This window comes from Pseudomonas sp. 37 R 15, assembly GCF_900004865.1.
Classification (GTDB): domain Bacteria; phylum Pseudomonadota; class Gammaproteobacteria; order Pseudomonadales; family Pseudomonadaceae; genus Aquipseudomonas; species Aquipseudomonas fluorescens_AM.
In genome coordinates, this window is the sequence record NZ_CVTV01000009.1 from 90,486 (window position 1) to 112,765 (window position 22,280).

Annotated in this window: 22 protein-coding genes and 1 tRNA gene; 15 read left to right on the forward strand and 8 right to left on the reverse strand. The window is 60.8% G+C overall.

The genetic code is table 11. The features are described 5' to 3' along the window. The first annotated feature begins 6 nt into the window (after positions 1–6). From BFQ04_RS01605 to BFQ04_RS01645, 9 genes are all read left to right on the forward strand, one after another. A complete protein-coding gene (locus tag BFQ04_RS01605) occupies positions 7–636 on the forward strand; it encodes an urea amidolyase associated protein UAAP2 (RefSeq protein WP_065949280.1) in 630 nt (209 codons plus the stop codon). A gap of 166 nt (positions 637–802) precedes the next feature. Next, entirely contained in the window at positions 803–4,396 is a 3,594-nt protein-coding gene (gene uca / locus BFQ04_RS01610) for an urea carboxylase (protein WP_065949281.1), read from the forward strand. A 48-nt stretch (positions 4,397–4,444) separates the two neighbouring features. Beyond that, positions 4,445–4,657: a cysteine-rich CWC family protein gene (locus BFQ04_RS01615; protein WP_065949282.1), complete on the forward strand. Its 213-nt coding sequence runs from the start codon at positions 4,445–4,447 to the stop codon at positions 4,655–4,657. Continuing rightward, positions 4,647–5,339: a pseudouridine synthase gene (locus BFQ04_RS01620; protein WP_065949283.1), complete on the forward strand. Its 693-nt coding sequence runs from the start codon at positions 4,647–4,649 to the stop codon at positions 5,337–5,339. The genes BFQ04_RS01615 and BFQ04_RS01620 overlap by 11 nt, the downstream gene beginning before the upstream one ends. Before the next feature lie 303 nt (positions 5,340–5,642). Then, positions 5,643–6,527, forward strand: a complete 885-nt coding sequence (locus BFQ04_RS01625; RefSeq protein ID WP_065949284.1) for an alpha/beta fold hydrolase — start codon at positions 5,643–5,645, stop codon at positions 6,525–6,527. Positions 6,528–6,661: 134 nt separating this feature from the next. After that, positions 6,662–6,735: transfer RNA gene (locus BFQ04_RS01630), tRNA-Gly, on the forward strand. 231 nt (positions 6,736–6,966) lie between these two features. Continuing rightward, positions 6,967–7,272 carry a DUF6482 family protein gene (locus tag BFQ04_RS01635; protein WP_065949285.1) on the forward strand — a complete coding sequence of 102 codons (306 nt, stop codon included), beginning with the start codon at positions 6,967–6,969 and terminating at the stop codon, positions 7,270–7,272. Positions 7,273–7,396: 124 nt separating this feature from the next. Then, positions 7,397–7,720 carry a hypothetical protein gene (locus BFQ04_RS01640; RefSeq protein ID WP_065949286.1) on the forward strand — a complete coding sequence of 108 codons (324 nt, stop codon included), beginning with the start codon at positions 7,397–7,399 and terminating at the stop codon, positions 7,718–7,720. Positions 7,721–7,807: 87 nt separating this feature from the next. After that, positions 7,808–8,308 carry a methylated-DNA--[protein]-cysteine S-methyltransferase gene (locus BFQ04_RS01645; RefSeq protein WP_065949287.1) on the forward strand — a complete coding sequence of 167 codons (501 nt, stop codon included), beginning with the start codon at positions 7,808–7,810 and terminating at the stop codon, positions 8,306–8,308. Here the strand turns inward: BFQ04_RS01645 and BFQ04_RS01650 are convergent, their stop codons facing one another. Next, entirely contained in the window at positions 8,309–9,091 is a 783-nt protein-coding gene (locus BFQ04_RS01650; protein ID WP_065949288.1) for a GNAT family N-acetyltransferase, read from the reverse strand. Positions 9,092–9,270: 179 nt separating this feature from the next. On the opposite strand from BFQ04_RS01650, the gene BFQ04_RS01655 reads away from it, so the two are divergent. Further along, positions 9,271–9,696, forward strand: a complete 426-nt coding sequence (locus BFQ04_RS01655; RefSeq protein WP_065949289.1) for a low affinity iron permease family protein — start codon at positions 9,271–9,273, stop codon at positions 9,694–9,696. A 55-nt stretch (positions 9,697–9,751) separates the two neighbouring features. Here BFQ04_RS01655 and BFQ04_RS01660 read toward each other — a convergent pair whose 3' ends face one another. The 3 genes from BFQ04_RS01660 to BFQ04_RS01670 all read right to left on the reverse strand — a co-directional run bounded on the left by BFQ04_RS01660 (position 9,752) and on the right by BFQ04_RS01670 (position 12,106). Continuing rightward, positions 9,752–10,279 carry a DUF4142 domain-containing protein gene (locus BFQ04_RS01660; protein WP_065949290.1) on the reverse strand — a complete coding sequence of 176 codons (528 nt, stop codon included), beginning with the start codon at positions 10,277–10,279 and terminating at the stop codon, positions 9,752–9,754. 120 nt (positions 10,280–10,399) lie between these two features. Further along, positions 10,400–11,041 (reverse strand): LysE family translocator, encoded by a 642-nt coding sequence (locus BFQ04_RS01665; protein ID WP_065949291.1) that lies wholly within the window; start codon positions 11,039–11,041, stop codon positions 10,400–10,402. Between the two features lie 147 nt (positions 11,042–11,188). After that, on the reverse strand, positions 11,189–12,106 hold the full coding sequence (locus BFQ04_RS01670; RefSeq protein WP_065949292.1) for a LysR family transcriptional regulator: 918 nt from the start codon (positions 12,104–12,106) through the stop codon (positions 11,189–11,191). A 68-nt stretch (positions 12,107–12,174) separates the two neighbouring features. Here BFQ04_RS01670 and BFQ04_RS01675 point away from each other — a divergent pair, with 68 nt between their 5' ends. Beyond that, entirely contained in the window at positions 12,175–12,663 is a 489-nt protein-coding gene (locus tag BFQ04_RS01675; protein WP_065949293.1) for a DMT family transporter, read from the forward strand. Here BFQ04_RS01675 and BFQ04_RS01680 read toward each other — a convergent pair whose 3' ends face one another. Together BFQ04_RS01680 and yiaY are read right to left on the reverse strand one after the other, a co-directional pair. Then, positions 12,664–13,338, reverse strand: a complete 675-nt coding sequence (locus BFQ04_RS01680) for an NAD(P)H-binding protein (RefSeq protein ID WP_065949294.1) — start codon at positions 13,336–13,338, stop codon at positions 12,664–12,666. A gap of 90 nt (positions 13,339–13,428) precedes the next feature. Next, on the reverse strand, positions 13,429–14,577 hold the full coding sequence (yiaY, locus tag BFQ04_RS01685) for an L-threonine dehydrogenase (protein WP_065949295.1): 1,149 nt from the start codon (positions 14,575–14,577) through the stop codon (positions 13,429–13,431). Between the two features lie 123 nt (positions 14,578–14,700). Here yiaY and BFQ04_RS01690 point away from each other — a divergent pair, with 123 nt between their 5' ends. From BFQ04_RS01690 to BFQ04_RS01705, 4 genes are all read left to right on the forward strand, one after another. Further along, a complete protein-coding gene (locus BFQ04_RS01690) occupies positions 14,701–15,717 on the forward strand; it encodes a DUF4917 family protein (protein ID WP_065949296.1) in 1,017 nt (338 codons plus the stop codon). Positions 15,718–15,928: 211 nt separating this feature from the next. Further along, the gene (locus tag BFQ04_RS01695) at positions 15,929–16,468 is read left to right on the forward strand and encodes an RNA polymerase sigma factor (protein ID WP_065949297.1); all 540 of its coding nucleotides are present in this window, start codon (positions 15,929–15,931) and stop codon (positions 16,466–16,468) included. Then, positions 16,465–17,430 carry a FecR family protein gene (locus BFQ04_RS01700; protein WP_065949298.1) on the forward strand — a complete coding sequence of 322 codons (966 nt, stop codon included), beginning with the start codon at positions 16,465–16,467 and terminating at the stop codon, positions 17,428–17,430. Before BFQ04_RS01695 ends, BFQ04_RS01700 begins: the two co-directional genes overlap by 4 nt. 118 nt (positions 17,431–17,548) lie before the next feature. Further along, entirely contained in the window at positions 17,549–20,107 is a 2,559-nt protein-coding gene (locus BFQ04_RS01705; RefSeq protein WP_065949299.1) for a TonB-dependent receptor, read from the forward strand. 59 nt (positions 20,108–20,166) lie between these two features. Here BFQ04_RS01705 and BFQ04_RS01710 read toward each other — a convergent pair whose 3' ends face one another. Together BFQ04_RS01710 and BFQ04_RS01715 are read right to left on the reverse strand one after the other, a co-directional pair. After that, positions 20,167–21,384 (reverse strand): class I SAM-dependent methyltransferase, encoded by a 1,218-nt coding sequence (locus BFQ04_RS01710; RefSeq protein ID WP_065949300.1) that lies wholly within the window; start codon positions 21,382–21,384, stop codon positions 20,167–20,169. Positions 21,385–21,604: 220 nt separating this feature from the next. Further along, entirely contained in the window at positions 21,605–22,222 is a 618-nt protein-coding gene (locus BFQ04_RS01715) for a TPM domain-containing protein (protein ID WP_065949301.1), read from the reverse strand. Positions 22,223–22,280: the final 58 nt, after the last annotated feature.

A 22,280-nucleotide genomic window follows, 5' to 3' on the forward strand; every position in this document is an offset into this window, starting at 1 on the left:
ACTGCCATGTCTGATGCACTGAAACAAGCGGATGCAGCCGTGTACCGCGCCACTATCCCCGCCGGCGAGCCGTGGCTGATGCAGATCAAGGCCGGCCAGACCCTGCGCATCCTCGACCTGGAGGGCAACCAGGCTGTCGACACGCTGTTCTACAACGCACAAAACCCCAGGGAACGCTACGACGTGCAACGCACCCTGCGGCGCCAGAACCGCGTTTACCTCAGCGTCGGCAGCGTGCTGTATTCCAACCTTGGACAGCCGATGCTGACCCTTGTGCACGACACCTGCGGACGCCACGACACACTGGGCGGCGCATGCGCCCAAGAGAGCAATACCGTGCGCTACGCCCTGGACAAACGCTACATGCACAGTTGCCGAGACAACTACCTGCGCGCCTGCGTCAATGACGGTCGCCTGGGCAAACGCGACATCGGTGCGAACATCAACTTCTTCATGAACGTGCCGGTGACGACCGACGGCGGGCTGACCTTCGAAGACGGTATTTCCGCACCCGGCAAATATGTCGACCTGCTCGCGGAAATGGACGTGATCGTGCTGATCTCCAATTGCCCACAGCTTAACAATCCCTGCAACGCCTACCGCCCAACCCCTGCGCAGGTGCTGGTATGGGATTGAAACTCAAGCGCCTGCGCACATGGTTGTTTGCCCTGTGCCAAGCTCGCAGCAGGCAGTGCCTCAAATAACGACCTCGCGCCGTGGACGACCTCGGCGCACCTAATTATGCGGGACGACCCGCAGCCCAGGACAAGGCTGATCAGCTGTCAGCCTGTGGGGTATTGTCATGTTCAAAAAACTGTTGATCGCCAATCGTGGCGCCATTGCCTGCCGTATTCTGCGCACCTTGCGTGAATTGCAGGTCAAGGGTATCGCCGTCTATGCCGAAGCCGATGCGGCGAGCTTGCATATCCAGCAAGCCGACGAGGCCTACAGCCTCGGTGAAGGGACCGCGGCCACCACATACCTGGCGGCGGAAAAACTGCTCGCTACCGCCAAGGCCTGTGGCGCCGGCGCGATTCATCCCGGCTACGGCTTTCTGTCGGAAAACGCCGCGTTTGCACAGGCCTGTGAAGATGCAGGCATGGTCTTTATCGGCCCAACGCCTGAACAACTGCGACTATTTGGCCTGAAGCACATCGCCCGTGCGCTGGCCAGGCAACAGCGGATTCCATTGCTCGAAGGCAGTGAACTGCTCGACAGTCTCTACGACGCACTGTTGGCCGCCGACAGCGTGGGATACCTGGTCATGCTCAAAAGTACCGCCGGTGGCGGCGGCATTGGCATGCGGATCTGCCGCAACCCGCAGGAGCTGGGCGACGGCTTCGAAATCGTCAAACGCCTGGGCCAAAACAATTTCGGCGACACCGGTGTGTTTATCGAGAAATACATCCAGCACGCGCGTCACCTGGAAGTACAGATATTTGGCGACGGGACAGGCCAAGTGATCGCTCTGGGGGTACGTGACTGCTCGGTGCAAAGACGTCACCAGAAAGTCCTTGAAGAAACCCCTGCACCCAACCTGCCCACGGGCATGAACGAGGCCCTGTGCTCGGCGGCCATCACCCTGGGCGAAGCTGTGAATTACCGCAGCGCCGGCACCGTGGAGTTCATCTTCGACAGTGAGGATGGACGCTTCTACTTCCTGGAAGTGAACACACGCTTGCAGGTAGAGCATGGCGTGACCGAACAAGTGTGGGGCGTCGACCTGGTACGTTGGATGGTGTTGCTGGCAGCGGGTGACATGCCGCCGTTGAGCGAATTGGCACTCAGCCCCAGCGGCCATGCGATTCAGGCACGTGTGTATGCAGAAGACCCTGGGCGCAATTTCCAGCCGAGCCCAGGGCTGTTGACCTGCGTGGAGTTTCCGGCCGCCGAAGGCCTGCGTATCGACACCTGGGTACAAGCCGGCTGCGAAATCCCGCCCTACTTCGACCCCCTGATCGCCAAGCTTATTACCTGGGCACCTACCCGCGAACAGGCGCGCCTGGCGTTGCACCAGGCGTTAAGCGACAGCCGGCTCTACGGTGTGGAAACCAACCGCGACTACCTGCGCCAGATTTTACTCACGGCGCCCTTCGCCAGTGGCCGGCCGTGGACCCGTTGCCTCGACAGCCTGATCTACACCGCCCATACGTTCGAGGTCATCAGCCCCGGCACGCAAACCAGCGTGCAGGACTACCCCGGCCGCCTGGGTTACTGGGCCGTAGGGGTGCCGCCATCGGGGCCCATGGACAGCCGCGCGTTACGCTTGGGCAATCGTCTGCTGGGCAACAGCGAGGGCGCTGCCGCGCTGGAAATCACCATGAGCGGCCCGCTGCTGCGCTTCAATTGCACGACGGTGGTGGCGGTGACAGGCGCAGACATTGCGCTGCTGCTCAACGAGCAGACAGTGCCGATGAATACCGCGCTATTGATCGAGGCAGGCTCGGTCCTGAGCCTGGGTACGATCACCGGCGCAGGTGCGCGCAGTTACCTGTGTCTGCGCGGTGGGTTGCAGGTACCGGATTATCTGGGCAGCAAAAGCACCTTCACCCTCGGTCTGTTTGGCGGTCATGGCGGGCGAGCGCTACGTGCCGGTGACGTGTTGCATGTACGGCCGCTGGAGGATCGCAGTGCGGGGCAGACACAGAGTGCCGAGCCGCTGCCCGCTGTACGCACGCTGCGTGTGATCTACGGCCCACACGGCGCGCCGGAATACTTCACGCAGCAATACATCGACACGTTCTTCGCCGCACAATGGGAAGTGCATTTCAATTCCAGTCGTACCGGTGTGCGATTGATCGGGCCCAAGCCTGTATGGGCGCGAACGGACGGCGGTGAAGCGGGCCTGCACCCCTCCAATATCCACGACAATCCCTATGCCGTCGGCACCGTGGATTTTACCGGAGACATGCCAGTGATCCTTGGCCCGGATGGGCCAAGCCTCGGGGGGTTTGTATGCCCGGTGACGGTGATCGAGGCGGACCTGTGGCAACTGGGACAGCTCAAGGCGGGAGACAAGCTCAGGTTCGAGGCGGTCGACCTCGAGACTGCTCGCGGTCTCGCCTTGAAGTGGGACCGCTGTGAGGGCTGGCCTGCCCTCGTTGAAGCGCGCGAGTGCAGCCGCAACACGGTCCCAGTGAGAATGGCATCACCTGTGGTGCTGGACATCGGCGAAGCTGACGTGCGCCTCGTCGTCCGTCTGGCCGGCGACACTCACCTGCTTCTGGAAATCGGCGCTCCCGAACTTGACCTGGTGCTACGTTTTCGCGCCCACGCCTTGATGCAAGCCCTTGAAGCTCGAGCATTGCAGGGTGTCATTGACCTGACCCCAGGCATCCGCTCCGTGCAAATCCACTATCAACCGGAACAATTGCCGTTGGCCGATCTGCTACCGCTGATCATCGCGGATTGGGCCTGCGTGTGCGCCAGGCAAAACCTGCAAGTTCCCTCCCGCATCGTCCACCTGCCGCTATCCTGGGACGACCCGGCTTGCCAGCTGGCCATCGACAAATACATGACCACGGTGCGCCAGGACGCGCCGTGGTGCCCGAGCAATCTCGAGTTCATTCGCCGCATCAACGATCTGGTCAGCCTGGATGAAGTTCGCCACACCGTGTTTAACGCCAGCTACCTGGTAATGGGCCTGGGCGACGTCTATCTCGGCGCGCCGGTCGCGACCCCCCTGGACCCCAGGCATAGGCTGGTGACCACCAAATACAACCCGGCGCGCACCTGGACTGCTGAAAACTCGGTGGGCATCGGCGGCGCTTACTTGTGTGTCTATGGCATGGAAGGTCCGGGCGGCTATCAGTTTGTGGGGCGAACCCTGCAGATGTGGAATCGCTATCGCGACGTCGCGGCATTCAGGGGCAAGCCGTGGTTACTGCGTTTTTTCGACCAGATCCGTTTTTATCCGGTGAGCGCCGAAGAACTGCTGCAGATACGCCGCGACTTCCCGCTCGGGCGCTTTGAACCGACCATTGAAGACAGCCAGTTGGACCTGATGACGTATCAGCAATTTCTGGCGCAGGAAGCCGCGGCAATCGATGTCTTTCGCCAACGGCAAAAAAGGGCTTTCGATGCCGAACGCGAGCGCTGGCTTGCCGGCGGCCTGGCGCATTTGGAGAGCGAGGCCCTGGCAGCGCCATTGGCGCAAGACAAACCGTTAGACGCCAATCAGTACAGCGTCGACAGCCACATTGCGGGCGGGCTCTGGCAAGTCCGGGTATCGGCCGGAGAGCACGTCGCAGCCGGCGATGTGCTGGTAGTGCTGGAATCCATGAAGATGGAGATCCCGGTGTTGGCACCGTTTGCCGGTGTGGTACGTGACGTTGCCGTGCAGCCGGGCAGTGGCATCAGCGCCGGCCAAAGGTTAGTGGTGCTGGAGCGGGATTGAGCGACGCTGTATTGTGCGGGTACTTTCAAGGCCCGGCATGACCGTCCAATGAACACCCCAACCCTTTGCCCCGCCTGCGGTGCCCGTAACGACTGCAGCCTGGCCGACCCGCGCACGGCCGGCCAGGCCTGCTGGTGCTACAGCGTCACCATCGACCCGGCGGTGCTCCAGGCGCTGCCCGACGAACTGCGCGACAAGGCCTGCCTGTGCCCGCGTTGCGCCCAGGTAGACCAACAGTTGCGTCACCGCGATGCGCCTTGATCGCTTCCTCAGTAACCTGCCACGGTTCAATCGCAAGCACGTGCGGCGGCTGTTGGCCGAACGCCGGGTAATGGTGGACGGTGCAACGGTATGCGACCCGCTTCATGAGGTGCGCACGTTCAGCAGCGTGCGCGTGGACGGTGAGGTGCTGCAGCCGGGCAAACCTGCCCGTTATTTCATGCTGCACAAGCCGCAAGGGTGCGTCAGCGCTACGTCCGATGCGCAACACCGTACCGTGCTCGATCTGCTCGATGAACCGCACAAGGACGCACTGCATATCGCAGGGCGCCTGGACTACAACACCACCGGGCTGATGGTGATCACCAATGACGGCCAGTGGTCGCGACGCCTGACGCAACCGGCAACCAAGTTGCCCAAGGTGTATCGGGTGGAAACCGAGCAGGACATCGGCCCTGACTATGCGGCGGTCTTCAGGGCGGGCCTGTACTTCGCCTTCGAAGACCTCATCACCCAACCCGCCGAGCTGGAGTTACTGGGACCGAGGACGGCGCGCTTGAGCATCATCGAAGGCCGCTATCACCAGGTGAAACGCATGTTCGGCCATTTTGATAACAAAGTGACAGCCCTGCATCGCGAGCGCATGGGCCCGCTGCACCTGGATGCAGCGCTTGCGCCGGGCGAGTATCGGGCGCTGACTGACGAGGAAATCCGTCTCGTCTGACGACCGCTCAGCCGCTGATGGCAAAAAACCAGCTGCGCCGCTGGCGACATCCCCAGGCTGTGCTTGAATCAAGATCACCCGTCGGATGATGACTGGCGGGTCACCTATAACCTCCAAGAAACACCTTGCCGCGCCCGCGCTTGATTACGGGCCGTCCCGGCAAACATCCCGCCCTGACAACCGCTGTCGGCCAGCCGCAATCGGACCGACATGGGCGCTCGGCTTCCAGGCGTATGCCTACCTGTCATAAAGCTCGTGCAAAGTCATTTGCGCGCCCTACCCGCTTGCCAGGAGTCTTACGACATGAGGCCAGAAATCGCTGTGTTGGATATACAGGGTCAATACCGGGTTTACACGGAGTTCTATCGCGCCGATGCCGCTGACAAGACCATCATCCTGGTCAATGGCTCGATGGCCACCACGGCCTCTTTCGCCCAGACCGTGAAAAGCCTGTACCCGCAATTCAATGTGGTGCTGTACGACCAGCCTTATGCCGGCCGTTCCAAAATACACAACCGCCACGAGCGGATGCTGACCAAGGAAGTCGAAGGCCAGATCCTGCTGGAACTCATCGACCGCTTTGCCGCCGAACACGTGCTCTCCTTCTCCTGGGGCGGCGCCGCCACGCTGTTCGCCCTCGCTCAACGCCCGCAACGCGTCGAAAAGGCCGTGATCAGCTCGTTCTCCCCGGTGATCAACGCACCGATGCGTGATTATCTGGAGCGCGGCGTCGACTACCTCGGCAATCTGGAGCGCGACCGCGTCGGCCACCTGGTCAACAGCACCCTAGGCAAGCACCTGCCGTCGCTGTTCAAGCGCTTCAACCACAAGCACGTGAGCAGCCTGGCCGAGCATGAGTACGGGCAGATGCATTTCCACATCAGCCAAGTGCTTTACAGCGACCGGTTGTGCTACCTCAAGGCAGCCAGGCAGATCGACATTCCGGTGCTGTTCGTGAACGGCGAATGGGACGAGTACACCAGCGCAGGCGATGCCAGGCTGTTCGGCCAGCATGTGAAAAACAGCAGCTTCAGCACGGTTCAGGCGACGGGGCATTTCCTGGATATGGAGCATAAAGCGGCGTGCCGGGACAGCCGGGAGGCGGTGGTGGGCTTTTTGAAAGGGCAGCGGCCGGTGAGTCGGTTACGCTGTCAGCCAGGTCAGACGCAACATGCCTTTGCGGTCTGAAATGCGACCCACTGTAGGAGCGCGCTCCTGCAGTGGCGCCGCCTATCGACAAGCGGTGCGAGCGCAACGTGCGATTTTTTCGAAGAAAAACTTCAAATCCGGGTGAACATCTGGTACAAAGTCAGCCGCTTTGAGCGGGTATAGTTTAGTGGCAAAACGAAAGCTTCCCAAGCTTTAGTTGAGGGTTCGATTCCCTCTACCCGCTCCACTCAAATGCGTTCTCCTGTCATGCCGCGGCTGACAGGGGAAGTCTAAAAAACCGGTCCTTGTGACCGGTTTTTTTATGCCTGGCGTTCAAGGGCCGATAACGCGTGTGTTCGCGTCGCCCCAGAAAACTGTACAAATATAAAATTCTGTACAAGTATTGTGCGCTGAATACCAAAACACATTGATCAACCGTTCGAGCACGCCAAGGTCGGCGTCCAATGAGGTCCAATTCATGAATGTGCACATGCTGACCGAGCTGGCCGCGAACGGCGAGATCCGCGAGCTGCAATTGCTGTCGCTGGAAGGTGGCTTGTATCTGGCAAGGGTCCGGCTGGATCGCGATGAAAAAACGCTACGGGGCGATGACGGGCAGCCACTGCGCATCCGCTCCACCACCCACTTGCGCGACCTGCTGCAAGGGGTGGCCGCATTTCCCTGCGTGCTGGTGCAACACAGCGTGCATGACGAAATGTGCGGGGTCCGCGAAGGGCCGATTGGTGGGTTGCGCATTCCTTTTTCACTGAACGCGGCGCTCTAAGCTACATTTATTGTCGGACCCGTTTTCCGAGTATCAGCGACATTGATTTAAGCAGCGTCCTACAGGGAAGGGCCGTCCACACCACGAGAATGCAGCAACCTCAGTCAGCAGCAGGGCCTACCGGATGTCTTACCCTGAACAGGAAAATTCAAGGCAAGCAGTTAGAAAAGTCGTGGGGCTTGTGCTGATCATTCCATTGTTGCTGCCACTGACCCCAATCCCTTTCGGACTGCGCCCCATGGCAGTGGCAGCGACCCTCGCGGGCGCCGTCTACGGCGCCTGGTACTCAATGCGACACACCAGCCGAGGGGTAGCCTTCAGCGCTATCATGCTGGCCCTGCTCAATCTCGGCGCGTGGGTGGCAATGTCGGTTCCCTCGATCATCTGGTTGATTTTCTATGTCGCGGTGGCCTATGGGTCAGGCCATTGGATTCACTGGCGTTTTTAACGCCAGCAAATTCGACCGCAAGAAACCGGTTTCTCCTAGGGTTCACTGAGGGGATAGTTGCACCGGACAGCCTCAAGGATCAAGCCCATGTCATACGCCTACAAACTCATGCCCTCCCCCGTCGGCCAACTCACCCTGGTGGCACGCAACGGCAAGCTCGGTGCCGTGCTCTGGGAAACGGAACGCGAAAATCGGGTGCGCCTGGGTGAGCTGCACGAAGCCAACGACAGCCCGGTACTCCTGGAAACAGAACGCCAGCTGGCGGAGTATTTCGCTGGCACGCGCAACCGTTTCGAGTTGGAACTGGACTTCGACGGCACCGACTTTCAGAAGCAAGTCTGGCAGGCCTTGCTGACCATCCCGTTTGGCCAAACTCGCAGCTACAGCCAGATTGCCCGGCAGATCGGCAACCCAAACGCGGTGCGCGCCGTAGGCGCGGCGAACGGGCGTAACCCGATCTCGATCATTGCGCCCTGTCACCGCGTCGTGGGGGCTTCGGGGGCACTGACGGGGTTTGCCGGCGGGCTTGAAGCCAAGCGGTATCTGTTGACGCTGGAGGATCGCGGTCAGGCAACACTGGCGTTCTGATCATGGGCTTGGAACAGGCCCGCGAACAAAGGACGCGCAGTCGAATAAACGTTGAAAACCCAATTTTTGATACAGCGGGACAGCCATCATCGATCCCTCGAGAAAACACCTGCGTGCCCCAAGACCCGAAGCGTGAAGCAGGGCCGCCTGAATCAATCGCGTGGCGTAGCCTCTGGCACGAAAGCCGATAAGCGTGCCGACGTCACTGAGCCTTGCCTCACCCTCACACAATGACAAGGTCAACGAACAGCGCACCTGCCCCTCGACGGACAAGATGAAGTGATAAAGGGCTTCATCGGCGTCCAGCGCCCGCTGGTGCCGGGCCTGATAATCGGCGACCGTCTGGGGCGATATCGAAAACACACTGCCAAGCGGATTCGCCCATTCATTCAAGTCACGCGTCAGGCTGATCTGCACAGCCTCCTCGCTGATCGATGGCGCAAAGCGCGCTAACGGGAGGACCATCGTGGTGCTCTTTTCAGCAGGCTCAAAACCAAGCCCGGTGAGCGCGTCGCGTAACCCATCGACCTGTACCTCAGGAATCACGATGCGTATTGGGGTTACGTTACGGCGGATCAGCTCCAGGATCACCTGCGTCGCTTCGTGCAAGGGAGCGCTGCCCACGCGAATGAACAACGTATTCCACGGCGAGGAATTCTCCTCGGCAAAATAGGTGTTGATACCGGCGGCATGTCGACGGTACATCGCGCAGGTCGTCGCAAAAAAATGATCTTCGGTCAAGTAATAAAGTGCGGGTATGTCAGTAGCGGCCTTTGCGTACATAAGGACTGTCCAGGGCAAAAACCCAGTCTTGCGCTCAACGCTTCGCAGCGCCGTAGGCCCGCTCCTAAAACCCAGGCAGAAAAACGCCTGCTTTTATCCGAAGGCTAAGTTGTAAAAAGAAATTTCGGCGAGTGCCTGCGGTCAGAATTTTCATCACCTTTATTTGAGGAAAAACCGTCATGAAATTCTCCACAGTCTCCCAAACTCTATCGCGCTGGGCCGGCAGCCCCCGGACGTTCTACGCGGCGGTGGCGTTGATTCTTGCGTGGAGCCTGAGCGGACCGTACTTTCATTACAACGACACCTGGCAATTGATCATCAACACCTCGACCACCATCATCACGTTCCTGATGGTGTTCCTGATCCAGAACACACAGAACCGCGATAACGACATCCTGCATATCAAGATCGACGAGCTGTTGCGTGTGTCCAAGGATGCTCAGAACGCTGTGCTGAGCCTGGACGGCCTGGACCGTAAAGAGCTTGAAAAGCTGCGTCAGGAATACCGCGATATCGGCAAAGCCGGCAGCTTGAGCCTCAACAGCAGTTGTGGTGCCGCCGCCGACGATGCGGCGCCGCCGAAAACCGATTTGAACCAGGCATAAAAAACGGCGGNGGTTGGAGATGATCCAACCGCCGTTTTCATTTCAGGGGGTCACTTCAACCGTCACCTTGGTGCCCCTTGCCGTAGGTCGATGCCAGGGCCCGGGCTTTCTCCAGGCGTTCTTGCAACTTGGGCAGCGTCTCGTCCACCAACGCTTTGATCTCAGGCACATCCGACGCCGCACCTTCCTGCTTGAACAGGGCGATGGCGTCTTCATTTTCCTTGACCTGCTGCGCGGCATAGGCAGCGTCGAAGGAGTCGCCGTCCTTGAGTTCGGGCATCAGAGTTTCGGCCTTGTCGACGATCTTCTCCCGCGGGGCCACCGGCAGGTCGAGCTTCTTGGCGATCGCCGCCAGATGCTGGTTGGCCAGGGTGCGCTCGTTGATCACCTCAATGGTGTAATCCTTGATTTCCTGGGACGAGGTCTTGGCGTGAGCCATACGACTGGTTTCGATATCGGCCATGCCTTTGGCTGAAGCCTGCTCGATGAATTGGGCAGGCGACTGGGCGAAAGCACTGCTGGCGCCGAGGCCCAGCAGCATCGCGAAACTGGCGGTGCGTAACCGGATAGCCATGCGGCTCATGATGGGTTCCTCCAAGGCAAAAATAGGGGCAAGGGAACTGCGCCTCGCCTTGGATTCGAATTTTGCACGCGGCAAAGGTTTAGAAAAAACTTTGCAGTGCGACGAACGGTCGTTGCCGACTCACGCAGGTTTGCTTGCAAACAGGCCCGGCAACGCGTGCGCCAGCGCGTTGATGGCGAACCCGATAAACATCACGCCGCACAGCTTCGTGATGAGGATTTCGTGGCGCTGATACACCGTACGCACGCGTTGGGCACCGACCACACCGATCAGGATCGCATAGGCCAGCAGGCCGCCGATAAAACTCAGAACAATCAGCGACGGCAGCATCGACCACGTCAGCAACTCGGCACGACTGGAGAGCAATGCCGTGAATGTCGCCACTGCCACCGGGTACGCCTTGGGATTGGTCAGGCCGAACAGAATGCCGTGCCAGAACGGATGCCGCGCCGCGCCCTGAGGGGCGTCGCTGCTACGGCGCCGGGTGCGGATGGCGCGCCAGCCGAGCCAGAACAGATAAAGGCCGCTGAGCACGCCGAGTACATCAAACGCCCTGCTGCCAACCTCCCGCGCGCCCACAATCGCCACCAATGCGGTGCTGCACCACACGACGTCCCCGAGTAAATGCCCAGCGAGGAACCCCGCCCCCGCACGACGGCCACGAGCGGCACCGATGCCGAACACGGCCAACACGCCAGGGCCGGGCGTAATACCGTAGATAAACCCGGAAGCAAGGACCGCTAACAGCAGGGATGGGGTCATGGGCGGGGCTCTGGCAAATTGTTGAAAGACACAGCGATTCTGCAGGTTCCGGGGCTGCGGGTAAAACTTCTATTCGTGACGGGCGACTGCAAGTTAAGCGAATTTTTCATACCCGCGCTCAGCCACCGGCAGCTTGGTAGCGACTGCTCAGGCCTCCAGCACACCTTGCACCCGACCCTTCAACCACTGCAACCCTGCATCCCCGCCCCGGCGCGCATGCCAGGCCAACTCGAACGCAAACGATGGAATATGAAACGGCGGCGGTACGCTCATCAGGTGCGCGTGATCGATATTCAGCAGGCCTCGGGATGAAACAGTCAGGATCAGGTCCGTGCCTTGAATCAACTGCGGTGCCACGCCCCAGTGCGGCAGGCTGATTGCCACGTGCCGCCGCTCACGAATGGCGGCCAGCGCACGCTCGATTTCCGGCGTGCCGCTGCCGCGCATTTCCAGCAGGACATGGGGCCGTGACAAGTACGCAGCCAGGTCCAGCACACCGCCTTTGGGCAGGCTGTCGCGGTCGACCAGGCAGGTGTAATGCTCTTCGAACAAGGGCGTCGTGCGCAGTTCGGCTGGCACGTCAGGGAAGACCCCGGCAGCGAGGTCGAGATCACCATTGAGCACGCCGTCGACCATGCCTTCGCGGCTGGCCTGGATGATTTGCAAGTCGATGCCCGGCGCTTCATGGCGTAACAGACGCACCAAGCCGGGCAGGAAAATCGCCGCGCTGTAATCCGACATTGCCAGGCGAAAACGGCGCTTGGCCGAAGCCGGGTCAAAACGGTTCGGCGCCAGTAGCGCCTGCACCTGGGCCAGGGCCTCTGCCAACGGCGTGGCCAACTCCAGCGCACGGGCGGTGGCTATCAATGCGCCGCCCTGACGCACCAGCAACGGGTCACCCAGCAGGTCACGCAAGCGCGCCAGCGCATGGCTGACCGCTGGTTGACTCAGGTGCAGGCGCTCGGCAGCGCGGGTGACATGTTGCTCGCTGAGCAAAGCATCGAGGATCACCAACAGATTCAGGTCAACGCGTCGCAGATCATTCATCAGCTGCATGCTCGGCATAACAAATCGGAATTTAAATTTGCGCGACGAATAGCCTAGAGTCCAGCAAAACCTCTGGGAGATTCGACATGACAACGTTGCATTGGCTGGGTTTGTTGCTGCTGGCGGTGATCGCCGGCGCCGTGGTGCCGTTTCAGAGTGCGATCAACGCCAACCTGGGTCGCGGGCTCGGCCACCCGTTGTGGGCGACGCTGGCATCCCTGTTGGTAAGCGTCATGGTGTTGCTGCCGGTGATCATCGCACTACGGCTGCCCTTGCCGAGCCTGGCCTTTATCACCCGGGCGCCGCTGTGGATGTGGGCCGGTGGCGCATTTGGGGTGTGCTTCATTTCGCTGGCATTGATGCTGCTGCCCAGGCTGGGCGCATCCGGGTTTATCGCACTGGCCATGGCCGGGCAGATTCTGGCGTCGTTGCTGCTCGATCATTTCGGGCTGTTCGGCCTTGCGCAGCGCCCAATAACAATGCCGCGGGCGCTCGGAGCGCTGTTGTTGATGGGCGCGGTGGTGTTGATTCAGTTCAGCGCCACGCCGGTGCGGGCAGTGGCGACAGCGGGTTGATCAGCCGCGCTCAACGGCCAGATGACTGATATCCCGCTGCTCCACCACCGCGTGCGGCGCGCCCTGTCTGGCCACCTGCAACATCGCCTGGCCGACCGTCTGGGTACTCACCACCCAATCCGGCTTTACCCGACGCACAAACGAGAGCAACGGCCCGAGCACGCTATAGAACGCCTGGTACAACGGCGTCTTGGAACGCACGCCGTGCAACGGTTGGATGATCCCCGGCCGGAACAGATAGACCGCCTTGAACGGCAAGCGCAGCAACGCGTTCTCGGTCTTGCCCTTGACCCGTGCCCACATTGACTTGCCCCTCTCGGAACTGTCGGTGCCGGCGCCAGACACATAGATAAACGTCATCTGCGCATTGAGCCGCGCCAGGGTACTGGCGGCGACTAACGTCAGGTCGTAAGTGAGGTGGGTGTACTTGACTTCATTCATGCCCGCCGAGGAAACGCCCAGGCAGAAGAAGCACGCATCAAAGCCTTGCAGCAGGTTTTCCAGGGGCTGGAAATCCAGCATGTCACTGTGCAACACCTGATGCAGTTTGCCGTGTTGCTGGGTCAACGGCGTACGGCCGACAGCGACGACTTCCTGCACGTCGGCCGCCAGCAGGCACTCGCGCAGCACGCCCTGGCCGACCATACCGGTGGCGCCGAATAACAGAACTCTCATGGGGGACCTCAGCGGCAAGCCGCAAGCTTCATGCTCATGTTGAACGCGTTCAACTTGTAGCTTACCGCTTGCAGCTCGAAGCTGCCCCTATCAAAACGCGCTGCGAAAGATCTCCTCGATCTGACGCTGATCCGCGCGCCGCGGGTTGGTCAGGCCACACGCATCCTTCAGCGCATTGCTCGCCAGCAGCGGAATATCCTGCAACCTGGCGCCGAGCTCACGCAGGCCGGCGGGGATTTCCACATCCTGGGACAACGCGCGAATCGCGACGATAGCAGCCTGCGCGCCCTCTTCCGGAGTCACCCCCTTGATATCGGCACCCAACGCACGCGCTACGTCACTCAAGCGCTTGGCGCTGACACTGGCGTTGAAACTCTGCACGTGGGGCAGCAGCACCGCATTGCACACGCCGTGGGGAAGGTCGTACAGGCCACCGAGCTGGTGCGCCATGGCATGCACGAACCCCAGCGACGCGTTGTTGAACGCCATGCCCGCGAGGAACTGCGCATACGCCATGTTCTCCCGCGCGGCCATGTCGCTGCCGTCGCGTACCGCCAGGCGCAGGTTGGCGCTGATCAATTCGATGGCCTTGATTGCGCACGCGTCGGTGATCGGTGTGGCGGCGGTGGACACGTAGGCTTCGATAGCATGGGTCAAGGCATCCATGCCGGTGGCGGCGGTGAGGCCTTTGGGCATGGCGACCATCAATGCCGGGTCGTTGACCGACAGCAGCGGCGTGACATTACGGTCGACGATGGCCATTTTCACGTGGCGGGTTTCGTCGGTGATGATGCAGAAACGGGTCATCTCGCTGGCCGTGCCGGCGGTGGTGTTGATCGCCACCAGCGGCAGCTGCGGCTTGCTCGATTGGTCGACCCCCTCATAGTCGCCGATACGCCCGCCGTTGGTGGCGCACAACGCGATGCCCTTGGCGCAGTCATGGGGCGAGCCGCCGCCCAGGGACACCACAAAATCGCAGGCGCTCTGTTGCAGCAACGCCAGGCCTTTCTCGACGTTTTCCACATTGGGGTTGGGCTTGGCGCCGTCGTAGACCACCGAATCGATGTCCTGCATCGCCAGTTTCTCGGCGATCATGCTGGCCACACCGGCTTTGCACAGCCCCTGGTCAGTGACGATCAACGCCTTGCGAAAACCGTAATTGCGGATGGCGATCATGGCTTCGTCGAGGCAGTCGATGCCCATGATATTGACGGCGGGGATAAAAAACGTGCTGCTCATGGTCGATCCTCAGGGGCTTTATACCCACAGAATCCACCGGTACCGCTTGCCGTATCTTGACCAGGATCAATGCCGGCTCGTGATAAAGTCACCGTCCAGCCGATTTCGAGTAGACCCGCCGCAATGAAGGATTTCCAGAATATTGACGCCCACCTTGACGACTGGAGCGCACTGCGCGGCGCCATCGACTTCAATGGGATTCTGATCGGCAACGGCGCAAGCCGCACGATTTGGGAAGACTTTGCCTACGACTCGCTGTTTGAAAACGCTCGCACAGTGGAAGAAAAGCCCCTGGGCCAATCCGAACTCAGCGTATTCGATGCGCTGCAGACCCGCAGTTTCGAGCAGGCCCTGGGCGCGCTGAAAACTACCAGCCGCGTCAACAAAGCCCTGGCGGTCAGCTCGGCGGCGCCACGCAATCGCTATTACGCGATCAAGGAAGCACTGATCAATACGATCCATACCGTGCATATTCCCTGGCGCCTGGTACAGCCCTCGACCCTGGCGACCATCCACGCGGAACTGGCCCGCTACACCACGGTATTTACCAGCAATTACGACCTGCTCAACTACTGGGCAATCCTGCACACGCCGGGTATCGATGACCTGTTTTGCAGCGCCGATTCAAGCTTCGACCTGCGCGACACCCGCACCGACGCCACACGCATTTTGTACCTGCACGGCGGCCTGCACCTGGTGCGCAACCTCGACGGTACCGCGCGCAAACTGTCGTCCACCGACAGCACGTTGCTCAGCAGTTTCGCGATCAACAACACAATCAAGACGCTGGACGATGTGCCGCTGTTCGTCAGCGAAGGCAAGGTGCAAGACAAGCTCAAGACCATTCGCAGTTCGGATTATCTGTCGTTCTGCTATGAACAATTGCTCACCCACGAGGGCGCGCTGTGCATCTTCGGCCATGACCTGGGGCCGCAGGATAAACACCTGGTGGATGCGATCCGCCAGGCCGACATCACCACCCTGGCCATTTCGGTCTCGGGGCGCAGCGAAGGGTTCATTCGCCAGCAGAAGCAGCGGTATTCGCAGCTGTTCGAAGGCACTGGAGCGCAGCTGAAATTCTTTGCAGCGCGCACCCATCCGCTGGGTAACCCGGCGCTGTCGGTGCCGGTCGAACACTGATCCAGTGAACCAAGAAGATCAAATGTGGGAGGGGGCTTGCTCCCGACAGCGGTGCATCAGTCAACACATTCATTGCCTGACACACCGCCATCGGGGGCAAGCCCCCTCCTACATTTGAGGTGAGTGCAGCCTTTAAATAGAGACAAATGACAATAATTCTCGATATCATTCACGACCTTTTCCAAGCCGTGCTGCGTCAAGAAGGATATCCATGTCTCGTCCCAAGCCCGACCCATTGTCGGCCGATGCCTGTCGCGGATTCTATGCAGATATCCTGCATTTCCTGCGCAAACGCACGGACAACGCCAGTGACGCGGCGGACATGACCCAGGATGTGTTTACCCAATGGCTGGACTACCGCGACCGGGCCAAGGTCGAGCAGCCACGGGCGTTTTTGTTCCAGATGGCGCGCAACCTGCTGCGCGATCACTGGCGTAAACAGCAGGTACGCCGCAGTGTCCACCCCGATCCGGCCGACGCCCCCACTGAAGCCGTCACCGATGAGCAAAACGAGCCCATGGCCGCAGCGCTGCGCATCCAGCGCCTGGAACAACTGAAAGAAGTCCTCGCCGAACTCTCGCCCCGTCGGCGAGAAGCCCTTATGCTGCATCGCTTCGAAGGCTTGAGCCAGGCACAGATCGCCGCACGCATGGGCATTTCAACGAGCATGGTGGAAAAGCACATCGCCTTCGCCCTGCTGCACTGCAAGCGACGTCTTCAACCTGGACCCGGCACGGAGCAGCCACAATGAACCGCCTGAGCGACCTCGACGCGCCGGACATCGAAGCGAGCGAGGCCATCGATGCCCAAGCCGCCAACTGGTTTGCGCGCAACCGCAACGACGCGGACCGTGTCGACCGCAAGGCCTTCGCCGCCTGGCAGGCCAACCCGGCCCATGCGCGCGCCTATGCCGAATTCGAGCAATTGTGGACTGACCTCGCCCAGTTGCAGCCATTGAACAAACCGGTGGCGCTGCCCAGGCGCAAACCTGTATGGCGCCCCGCGCTGGCGGTGGCGGCCGCCTTGCTCTGCGCCGTTCTTGCGCCTCATCTCGGTGCGCCACGTGCGCTGTATCACGCCCAGGTTGCCGGTCATGCCAAGGGCATGCGTACCCTGCACCTGCCCGATGGCAGCACCTTGTATGTGAACGCCAACACCCGCATTCGCGTGGATTTCACCGCGCACCAGCGCATCCTTCATCTGGACAAAGGCCAGCTGTACAGCGAAGTGGCCGCCGACCAGGAGCGCCCGCTGTACGTACAAGCCGGCGAGGCGAATGTGCGGGTGGTGGGCACCGGTTTCGATGTGCGCCGCAGCGAACAGCAACTGGTGGTCAGCGTGGCCCATGGCCAAGTGGCCTTCGAACCGGATCGAAAACACCCCGCCGCGTTGCTCCAGGCCAGGCAACGCGCCAGTTACCAGTACGCCAAGGGCACGTTGCACCAGCAAACCCTGAACGCCGAAGACGTCGCCGACTGGCGCAGTGGGCACTTGGCGTTTCGTAATCGCGAGCTGGCCAGCCTGATCGACGAGCTGAGCCTGTACCGTCCCCAGGCGCCTTTGCAGGTCAGCAAGGCCGTGGCGCGCCTCAAGGTGTCGGGCAACCTGGATGTGAATGACCCGGACGCGCTGCTCAACGCCCTGCCCGCCCTGTTGCCGGTAAAAACCGTGACCGGCGCCGACGGCATTATGAGGATCGAATCGAGCCAATAAGCCACACATGAGAATATTTTGCATTCGCATGTGTGGATTTTTTTGCCTGCCCCGTCTTCCTCCCGTCTGCGTTTGATGCGCACACCTTTTTGGCTATTTAGCCGCACCGGGGGATCTCATGTTTCGCGCGCCTTGCCCTGCTTCGCACCTGTTTCTTCGACCGACCCTGCTTGCCACCTGCCTGGCGTTCAGCGTCAGCGCCCAGGCCGAGTCATTCACGCTGCAACTGCCGGCCCAGCCGTTGGCGACCTCCCTGAGCCAGGTGGCCCGGCAGGCGAAAATCCAGCTGCTGTTCGATGAGGCGTTGCTCAAGCAGATACAGGCGCCGGCCCTCAAGGGGGAGTACAGCGCAGAAGACGCGATTCGCAGCCTGCTCAAGGGCGCTGAATTGACCCTGATCAAGGTTGGCACGACCTATGTGGTGCGCGCCGATGCGGCCAGGACCACGCAAGGCCGCGCAATCCAGCTCGATACCTTGAGCGTGATCGGCACCGGCAACGAAGTGGACTCCAGTACCGTCAACCGCTCCACCTTGACCCAGGCCGACATTGACCGCTACCAGTCCAATAACATCCCCAGCCTGTTGCAGACCCTGCCCGGCGTGAGCCAGGGCGGCTCGCTCAAACCCGGCGGCCAAACCATCAACATCCGTGGCTTCGGCGATGCCGAAGACGTGCCGATGACCGTGGATGGCGCGACCAAGAGTGGTTTCGAGCGCTACCAGCAGGGCACGGTATTTATCGAGCCCGAGCTGATCAAGAGCATTGAAGTAGAGAAAGGCCCGAACTCGCCGTTTACCGGCAACGGCGGCTTCGGCGGTACGGTCAACATGACCACCAAGGATGCCCCGGACCTGCTCAAGGACGGTCGCAACAGCGGCGCAATGCTCAAATACGGTTACTCGAGCAACGACCATGAGCAGGTCTACAGCAGTGCCGTGTATGGCCGCACCGACGATGGCCGTTTCGATGCCCTGGCCTACCTGACCCAGCGCGACGGCGGCGACATGAAGGTCGCCGCCAAGTTGCCCAACGAGAACAATCAGTACCCGATCAACCCTCAGCGCCTGCCTAACAGCGCCCAGGATGTGGACGGCAAGCTGTTCAAGGTCAATGCGTACTTCACCGAGGAGCACAGTGTCGGCCTGTCCTACTCGCGCTCCCACAGCAACCGCTGGACGCCCTTTTCCGCCGCCAGCTACCCAACACCGCCGACCCAGGCCAACATCGACCGCTACGGGTATGAAGGTGCTCTCAAGCGCTTTCTGGCGCACCGCGATACCGTCGACACCACCTGGTCGGGCAAGTACCACTACCAGCCACTGGACAACCCGCTGGTGGACGTGACCGTCAAGTACTCCCAGTCCAACACCGAACAGACCGACGAGCGTGATGCCACTGCGTTTTTCCAGTTGGCCACCGGCGGGCGCAAGATGGACACCGCCTACACCGACAAGCATCTGGATATCCGCAACATCAGCCTGTTCGACACCGGCCCCCTGCAGCATGCGCTGACAGTCGGCGGGCAGGTGCGCAAACACGTGCGCGACACCGAAATGTGGATGCCCGGCAGCACCTACAATACGCCGCGCTATAACTATGGCCATTTTCAGCCGGGGTTCATGCCCCACGGCAAGGTCGACACCCACAGCTTCTTCATCCAGGACGCGGTGACCCTGGGCGATCTGACCATCACCCCGTCGCTGCGCTACGACCATGTGCGCAACCGTGGCGAAGGCAATGATGCGCCGTACTACAACAACCCTGACCCTGCGATCGGCCACGACTACAGCGACCGCACCTACACCGGCTGGTCGCCGCGTCTGGCGCTGTTCTGGACCGTTACGCCAAACGTCGGCCTGTTCGCCAACTGGAGCCAGACCTGGCGTGCGCCGGTGATCGACGAGCAATACGAAGTGCAGGGCCTGGGCAGCCGTACCGCCACCAGCGTGGACCTGGACCCGGAGCGCATCACCTCGATTACCCTGGGCAACATCACCCACTTCGACAACCTCGTCGCCCAGGATGACAGCCTGCAATTGCGCACCACCGTGTTCCACAACAAGGTCGAAGACGAAATCTTCAAGGCCACCGGCGTGGGCTGCCAGAACCAGGCCGTCAACGGCGGCACCATTGGTTCCGCCTGCCCACCGGGGGCGATGTCCAATTACCGCAATATCGGCGGCCTGACCATCAAGGGCATTGAAGTGGAGTCGATCTACAACTCCACCTACGTGTTCGGTTCGGTGTCATTCGCCTACGCCAAAGGCCAGCACGAAGGCGCCTACACCAACCCCTGGGGCCCGGACGTGGCAGCGCGGGATATCCCGCCGACCAAATGGGTGCTGGTGCTGGGCACCCACATTCCGGCCTGGGATGCCCAGGTAGGCTGGATGGGCCAGTTCATCGGCGCCACCGACCGCCTGCCAAGCGACAAATATTCCGGCGGCCCGGGCTCCGGGGTCGGCGACCTGTTCTACGACCAGTACGGCAACAAGCGCTACAACACTCAGGGCCTGTTCGCCAAATGGACACCGCAGCAGGCGTATCTGAAAGGCACCGAGGTGAACTTCACCGTGGACAACCTGTTCAACGAAAACTTCCGCCCGGCGTTGAGCGGCGACCGCGCCTATACCAAGGGCCGCGACGCGAAGATCAGCGTGACGCGGTTCTTCTGATGGCTACACCGAGTCTGAATGTGGGAGAGGGCTTGCCCCCTCCCACCTGGGCCCCGCGCCTAGTTCAAGAAACCATCGGCGCGCAGCAGGGTTTCCAGGCAATGTTCGGTGATGTGGTAGAACGCCTTGAGCTCCTGGATCTTTGCCAGCAACTGCGTATTTTCCAGAGGCTCGGCACGCTTGATCGCCAGGATCATCTTGTTCTTGTTGGTGTGCTCCAGCGAGATGAACTCGAACACTTTGGTCTCATACCCGCAGGCTTCGAGAAACAAGGCGCGCAAGCTGTCGGTGACCATTTCCGCCTGTTGGCCCAGGTGCAGGCCGTACTGCAGCATCGGCTTGAGCAGCGCCGGGCTCTGGATCTGCAGGCGAATCTGTTTGTGGCAGCACGGCGAACACATGATGATCGACGCGCCGGAACGGATGCCGGTGTGAATCGCATAATCGGTGGCGATATCGCAGGCATGCAGGGCGATCATCACGTCCAGCTGGCTCGGCGCGACGCTGCGCACATCGCCGCACTTGAACACCAGCCCCGGGTGTTCCAGGCGCGCAGCCGCTTCGTTGCACAGGGTGACCATGTCCTGGCGCAGCTCGACACCGGTCACTTCGCCTTCGGCCTTGAGCGTGTTGCGCAGGTAGTCGTGAATCGCAAACGTGAGGTAGCCCTTGCCTGAGCCGAAATCGGCAACGCGCACCGGTTGGTCGAGCTGCAACGGCGACGACGTCAGCGCATGGCTGAACACTTCGATGAACTTGTTGATCTGCTTCCACTTGCGCGACATCGACGGGATCAGCGCCTGCTTGGCGTCGGTCACGCCCAGGTCGGCGAGGAACGGTCGGCTCAGGTCGAGGAAGCGATTTTTCTCGCGGTTATGCTCGGCCGATGGCGCCTCACGCAATTGCTGCGGCTTGCTTTTGAACAGCGAGCTTTTGTTCTTCTTGCTGTATTCGAGCTGGGCTTCATCAGTCAGCGACAACAGGTGCGCGTTCTTGAACGAGGTTGGCAGCAGCTCGGCAATCGCCGCTACGCCGTCGGCCAGCGGCAGGTTTTTGGTGATGTCGCGGGTCGTGTAGCGGTAGACGAAGGACAGGCACGGCTGTTCCTTTACAGTGACCGGCTTGATGATCAGCCGCTGCAGTTCGGCTTCATCACCGACGTATTTGGCCAGCACCAGCTTGATGAAGGCGTTCTGCGCCAGGCTCGCGTTCAGCAGGTCGATGAACTGGGCATGATGATCCGGCGCAGGGCTGGCGGGTTGAGCGGTGACGGACATGAACAAAAACGCCTCGGGCAAAGAATGCCGGGCATTTTAGGGGGGATAACCCGCGACGGCACGGAGTTATTTGACCAGTGGTCAGTTGCAGCAGCCAAGGTAGATCCAACTGTGGGAGGGGGCTTGCCCCCGATAGCAGTGGATCAGTCAGTATATTTGTCACTGACAGACTGCAATCGGGGGCAAGCCACCTCCCACATTTGCAACTGTGTTGCCCTGGTTATTCGAGTATGACCAGGCGATTGGGCAGCTCGTTGCGCGTCTGCGTCACCGGCACATGCACCTTGAGCAATTCACCACAGGCCTCGATGCAGGCAATGAACCCGGCCAGTGTTTGCCCCTGTTTCACCTGCTGGGTGAACGCCCTGACGATGCCATCCCAGTTGCTGTCGTCCAACCGCGTGGAGATGCCGTCATCCACCAGGATTTCCACATAGCGCTCCGCCTCGCTGACAAAAATCAGCACCCCGGTGCTGCCCAGCGTGTGATGCAGGTTCTGCTCGAGGAACTGGCGGCGCGCCAGGTTCGAGGCGCGCCAATGGCGTACGGAGCGCGGGATCAAACGGGTAGTGACCTTGGGCAAACGAAACACCAGGCACAACGCAATGAAGGTCGCCCACTGCGCCAGCAACAAGGTGTACATGGTCAGGTAGCCCGACAAGTAATGCACCACGCCAGGCACCACCAACGCAATCAGGCTGGCCCACAGCAACGGGATGTAGGCGTAGTCGTCGGCCCGCGCCGCCAGCACGGTGACCAGTTCGGCGTCAGTCTGTTGCTCGACCCGGGCGATCGCCTCGGCCACTTGGCGCTGCTCGTGTTCAGTCAGTAATGCCATGGTTGTAGATGCTCTATTTTCGTTATTGTCATTACCAGCCGCCCGAAGCCCCGCCACC

Bases quoted from the DNA above. Each gene is read 5' to 3' on its own strand.
- BFQ04_RS01695 (WP_065949297.1), top strand. From the start codon at position 15,929: ATGTCTCGTCCCAAGCCCGACCCATTGTCGGCCGATGCCTGTCGCGGA.
- BFQ04_RS01640 (WP_065949286.1), top strand. From the start codon at position 7,397: ATGTCTTACCCTGAACAGGAAAATTCAAGGCAAGCAGTTAGAAAAGTC.
- BFQ04_RS01635 (WP_065949285.1), top strand. From the start codon at position 6,967: ATGAATGTGCACATGCTGACCGAGCTGGCCGCGAACGGCGAGATCCGC.
- BFQ04_RS01620 (WP_065949283.1), top strand. From the start codon at position 4,647: ATGCGCCTTGATCGCTTCCTCAGTAACCTGCCACGGTTCAATCGCAAG.
- BFQ04_RS01690 (WP_065949296.1), top strand. From the start codon at position 14,701: ATGAAGGATTTCCAGAATATTGACGCCCACCTTGACGACTGGAGCGCA.
- BFQ04_RS01675 (WP_065949293.1), top strand. From the start codon at position 12,175: ATGACAACGTTGCATTGGCTGGGTTTGTTGCTGCTGGCGGTGATCGCC.
- yiaY (WP_065949295.1), bottom strand. From the start codon at position 14,577: ATGAGCAGCACGTTTTTTATCCCCGCCGTCAATATCATGGGCATCGAC.
- BFQ04_RS01705 (WP_065949299.1), top strand. From the start codon at position 17,549: ATGTTTCGCGCGCCTTGCCCTGCTTCGCACCTGTTTCTTCGACCGACC.
- BFQ04_RS01710 (WP_065949300.1), bottom strand. From the start codon at position 21,384: ATGTCCGTCACCGCTCAACCCGCCAGCCCTGCGCCGGATCATCATGCC.
- BFQ04_RS01615 (WP_065949282.1), top strand. From the start codon at position 4,445: ATGAACACCCCAACCCTTTGCCCCGCCTGCGGTGCCCGTAACGACTGC.
- BFQ04_RS01645 (WP_065949287.1), top strand. From the start codon at position 7,808: ATGTCATACGCCTACAAACTCATGCCCTCCCCCGTCGGCCAACTCACC.
- BFQ04_RS01700 (WP_065949298.1), top strand. From the start codon at position 16,465: ATGAACCGCCTGAGCGACCTCGACGCGCCGGACATCGAAGCGAGCGAG.
- uca (WP_065949281.1), top strand. From the start codon at position 803: ATGTTCAAAAAACTGTTGATCGCCAATCGTGGCGCCATTGCCTGCCGT.
- BFQ04_RS01650 (WP_065949288.1), bottom strand. From the start codon at position 9,091: ATGTACGCAAAGGCCGCTACTGACATACCCGCACTTTATTACTTGACC.
- BFQ04_RS01625 (WP_065949284.1), top strand. From the start codon at position 5,643: ATGAGGCCAGAAATCGCTGTGTTGGATATACAGGGTCAATACCGGGTT.
- BFQ04_RS01665 (WP_065949291.1), bottom strand. From the start codon at position 11,041: ATGACCCCATCCCTGCTGTTAGCGGTCCTTGCTTCCGGGTTTATCTAC.
- BFQ04_RS01715 (WP_065949301.1), bottom strand. From the start codon at position 22,222: ATGGCATTACTGACTGAACACGAGCAGCGCCAAGTGGCCGAGGCGATC.
- BFQ04_RS01680 (WP_065949294.1), bottom strand. From the start codon at position 13,338: ATGAGAGTTCTGTTATTCGGCGCCACCGGTATGGTCGGCCAGGGCGTG.
- BFQ04_RS01605 (WP_065949280.1), top strand. From the start codon at position 7: ATGTCTGATGCACTGAAACAAGCGGATGCAGCCGTGTACCGCGCCACT.
- BFQ04_RS01660 (WP_065949290.1), bottom strand. From the start codon at position 10,279: ATGAGCCGCATGGCTATCCGGTTACGCACCGCCAGTTTCGCGATGCTG.
- BFQ04_RS01655 (WP_065949289.1), top strand. From the start codon at position 9,271: ATGAAATTCTCCACAGTCTCCCAAACTCTATCGCGCTGGGCCGGCAGC.
- BFQ04_RS01670 (WP_065949292.1), bottom strand. From the start codon at position 12,106: ATGCCGAGCATGCAGCTGATGAATGATCTGCGACGCGTTGACCTGAAT.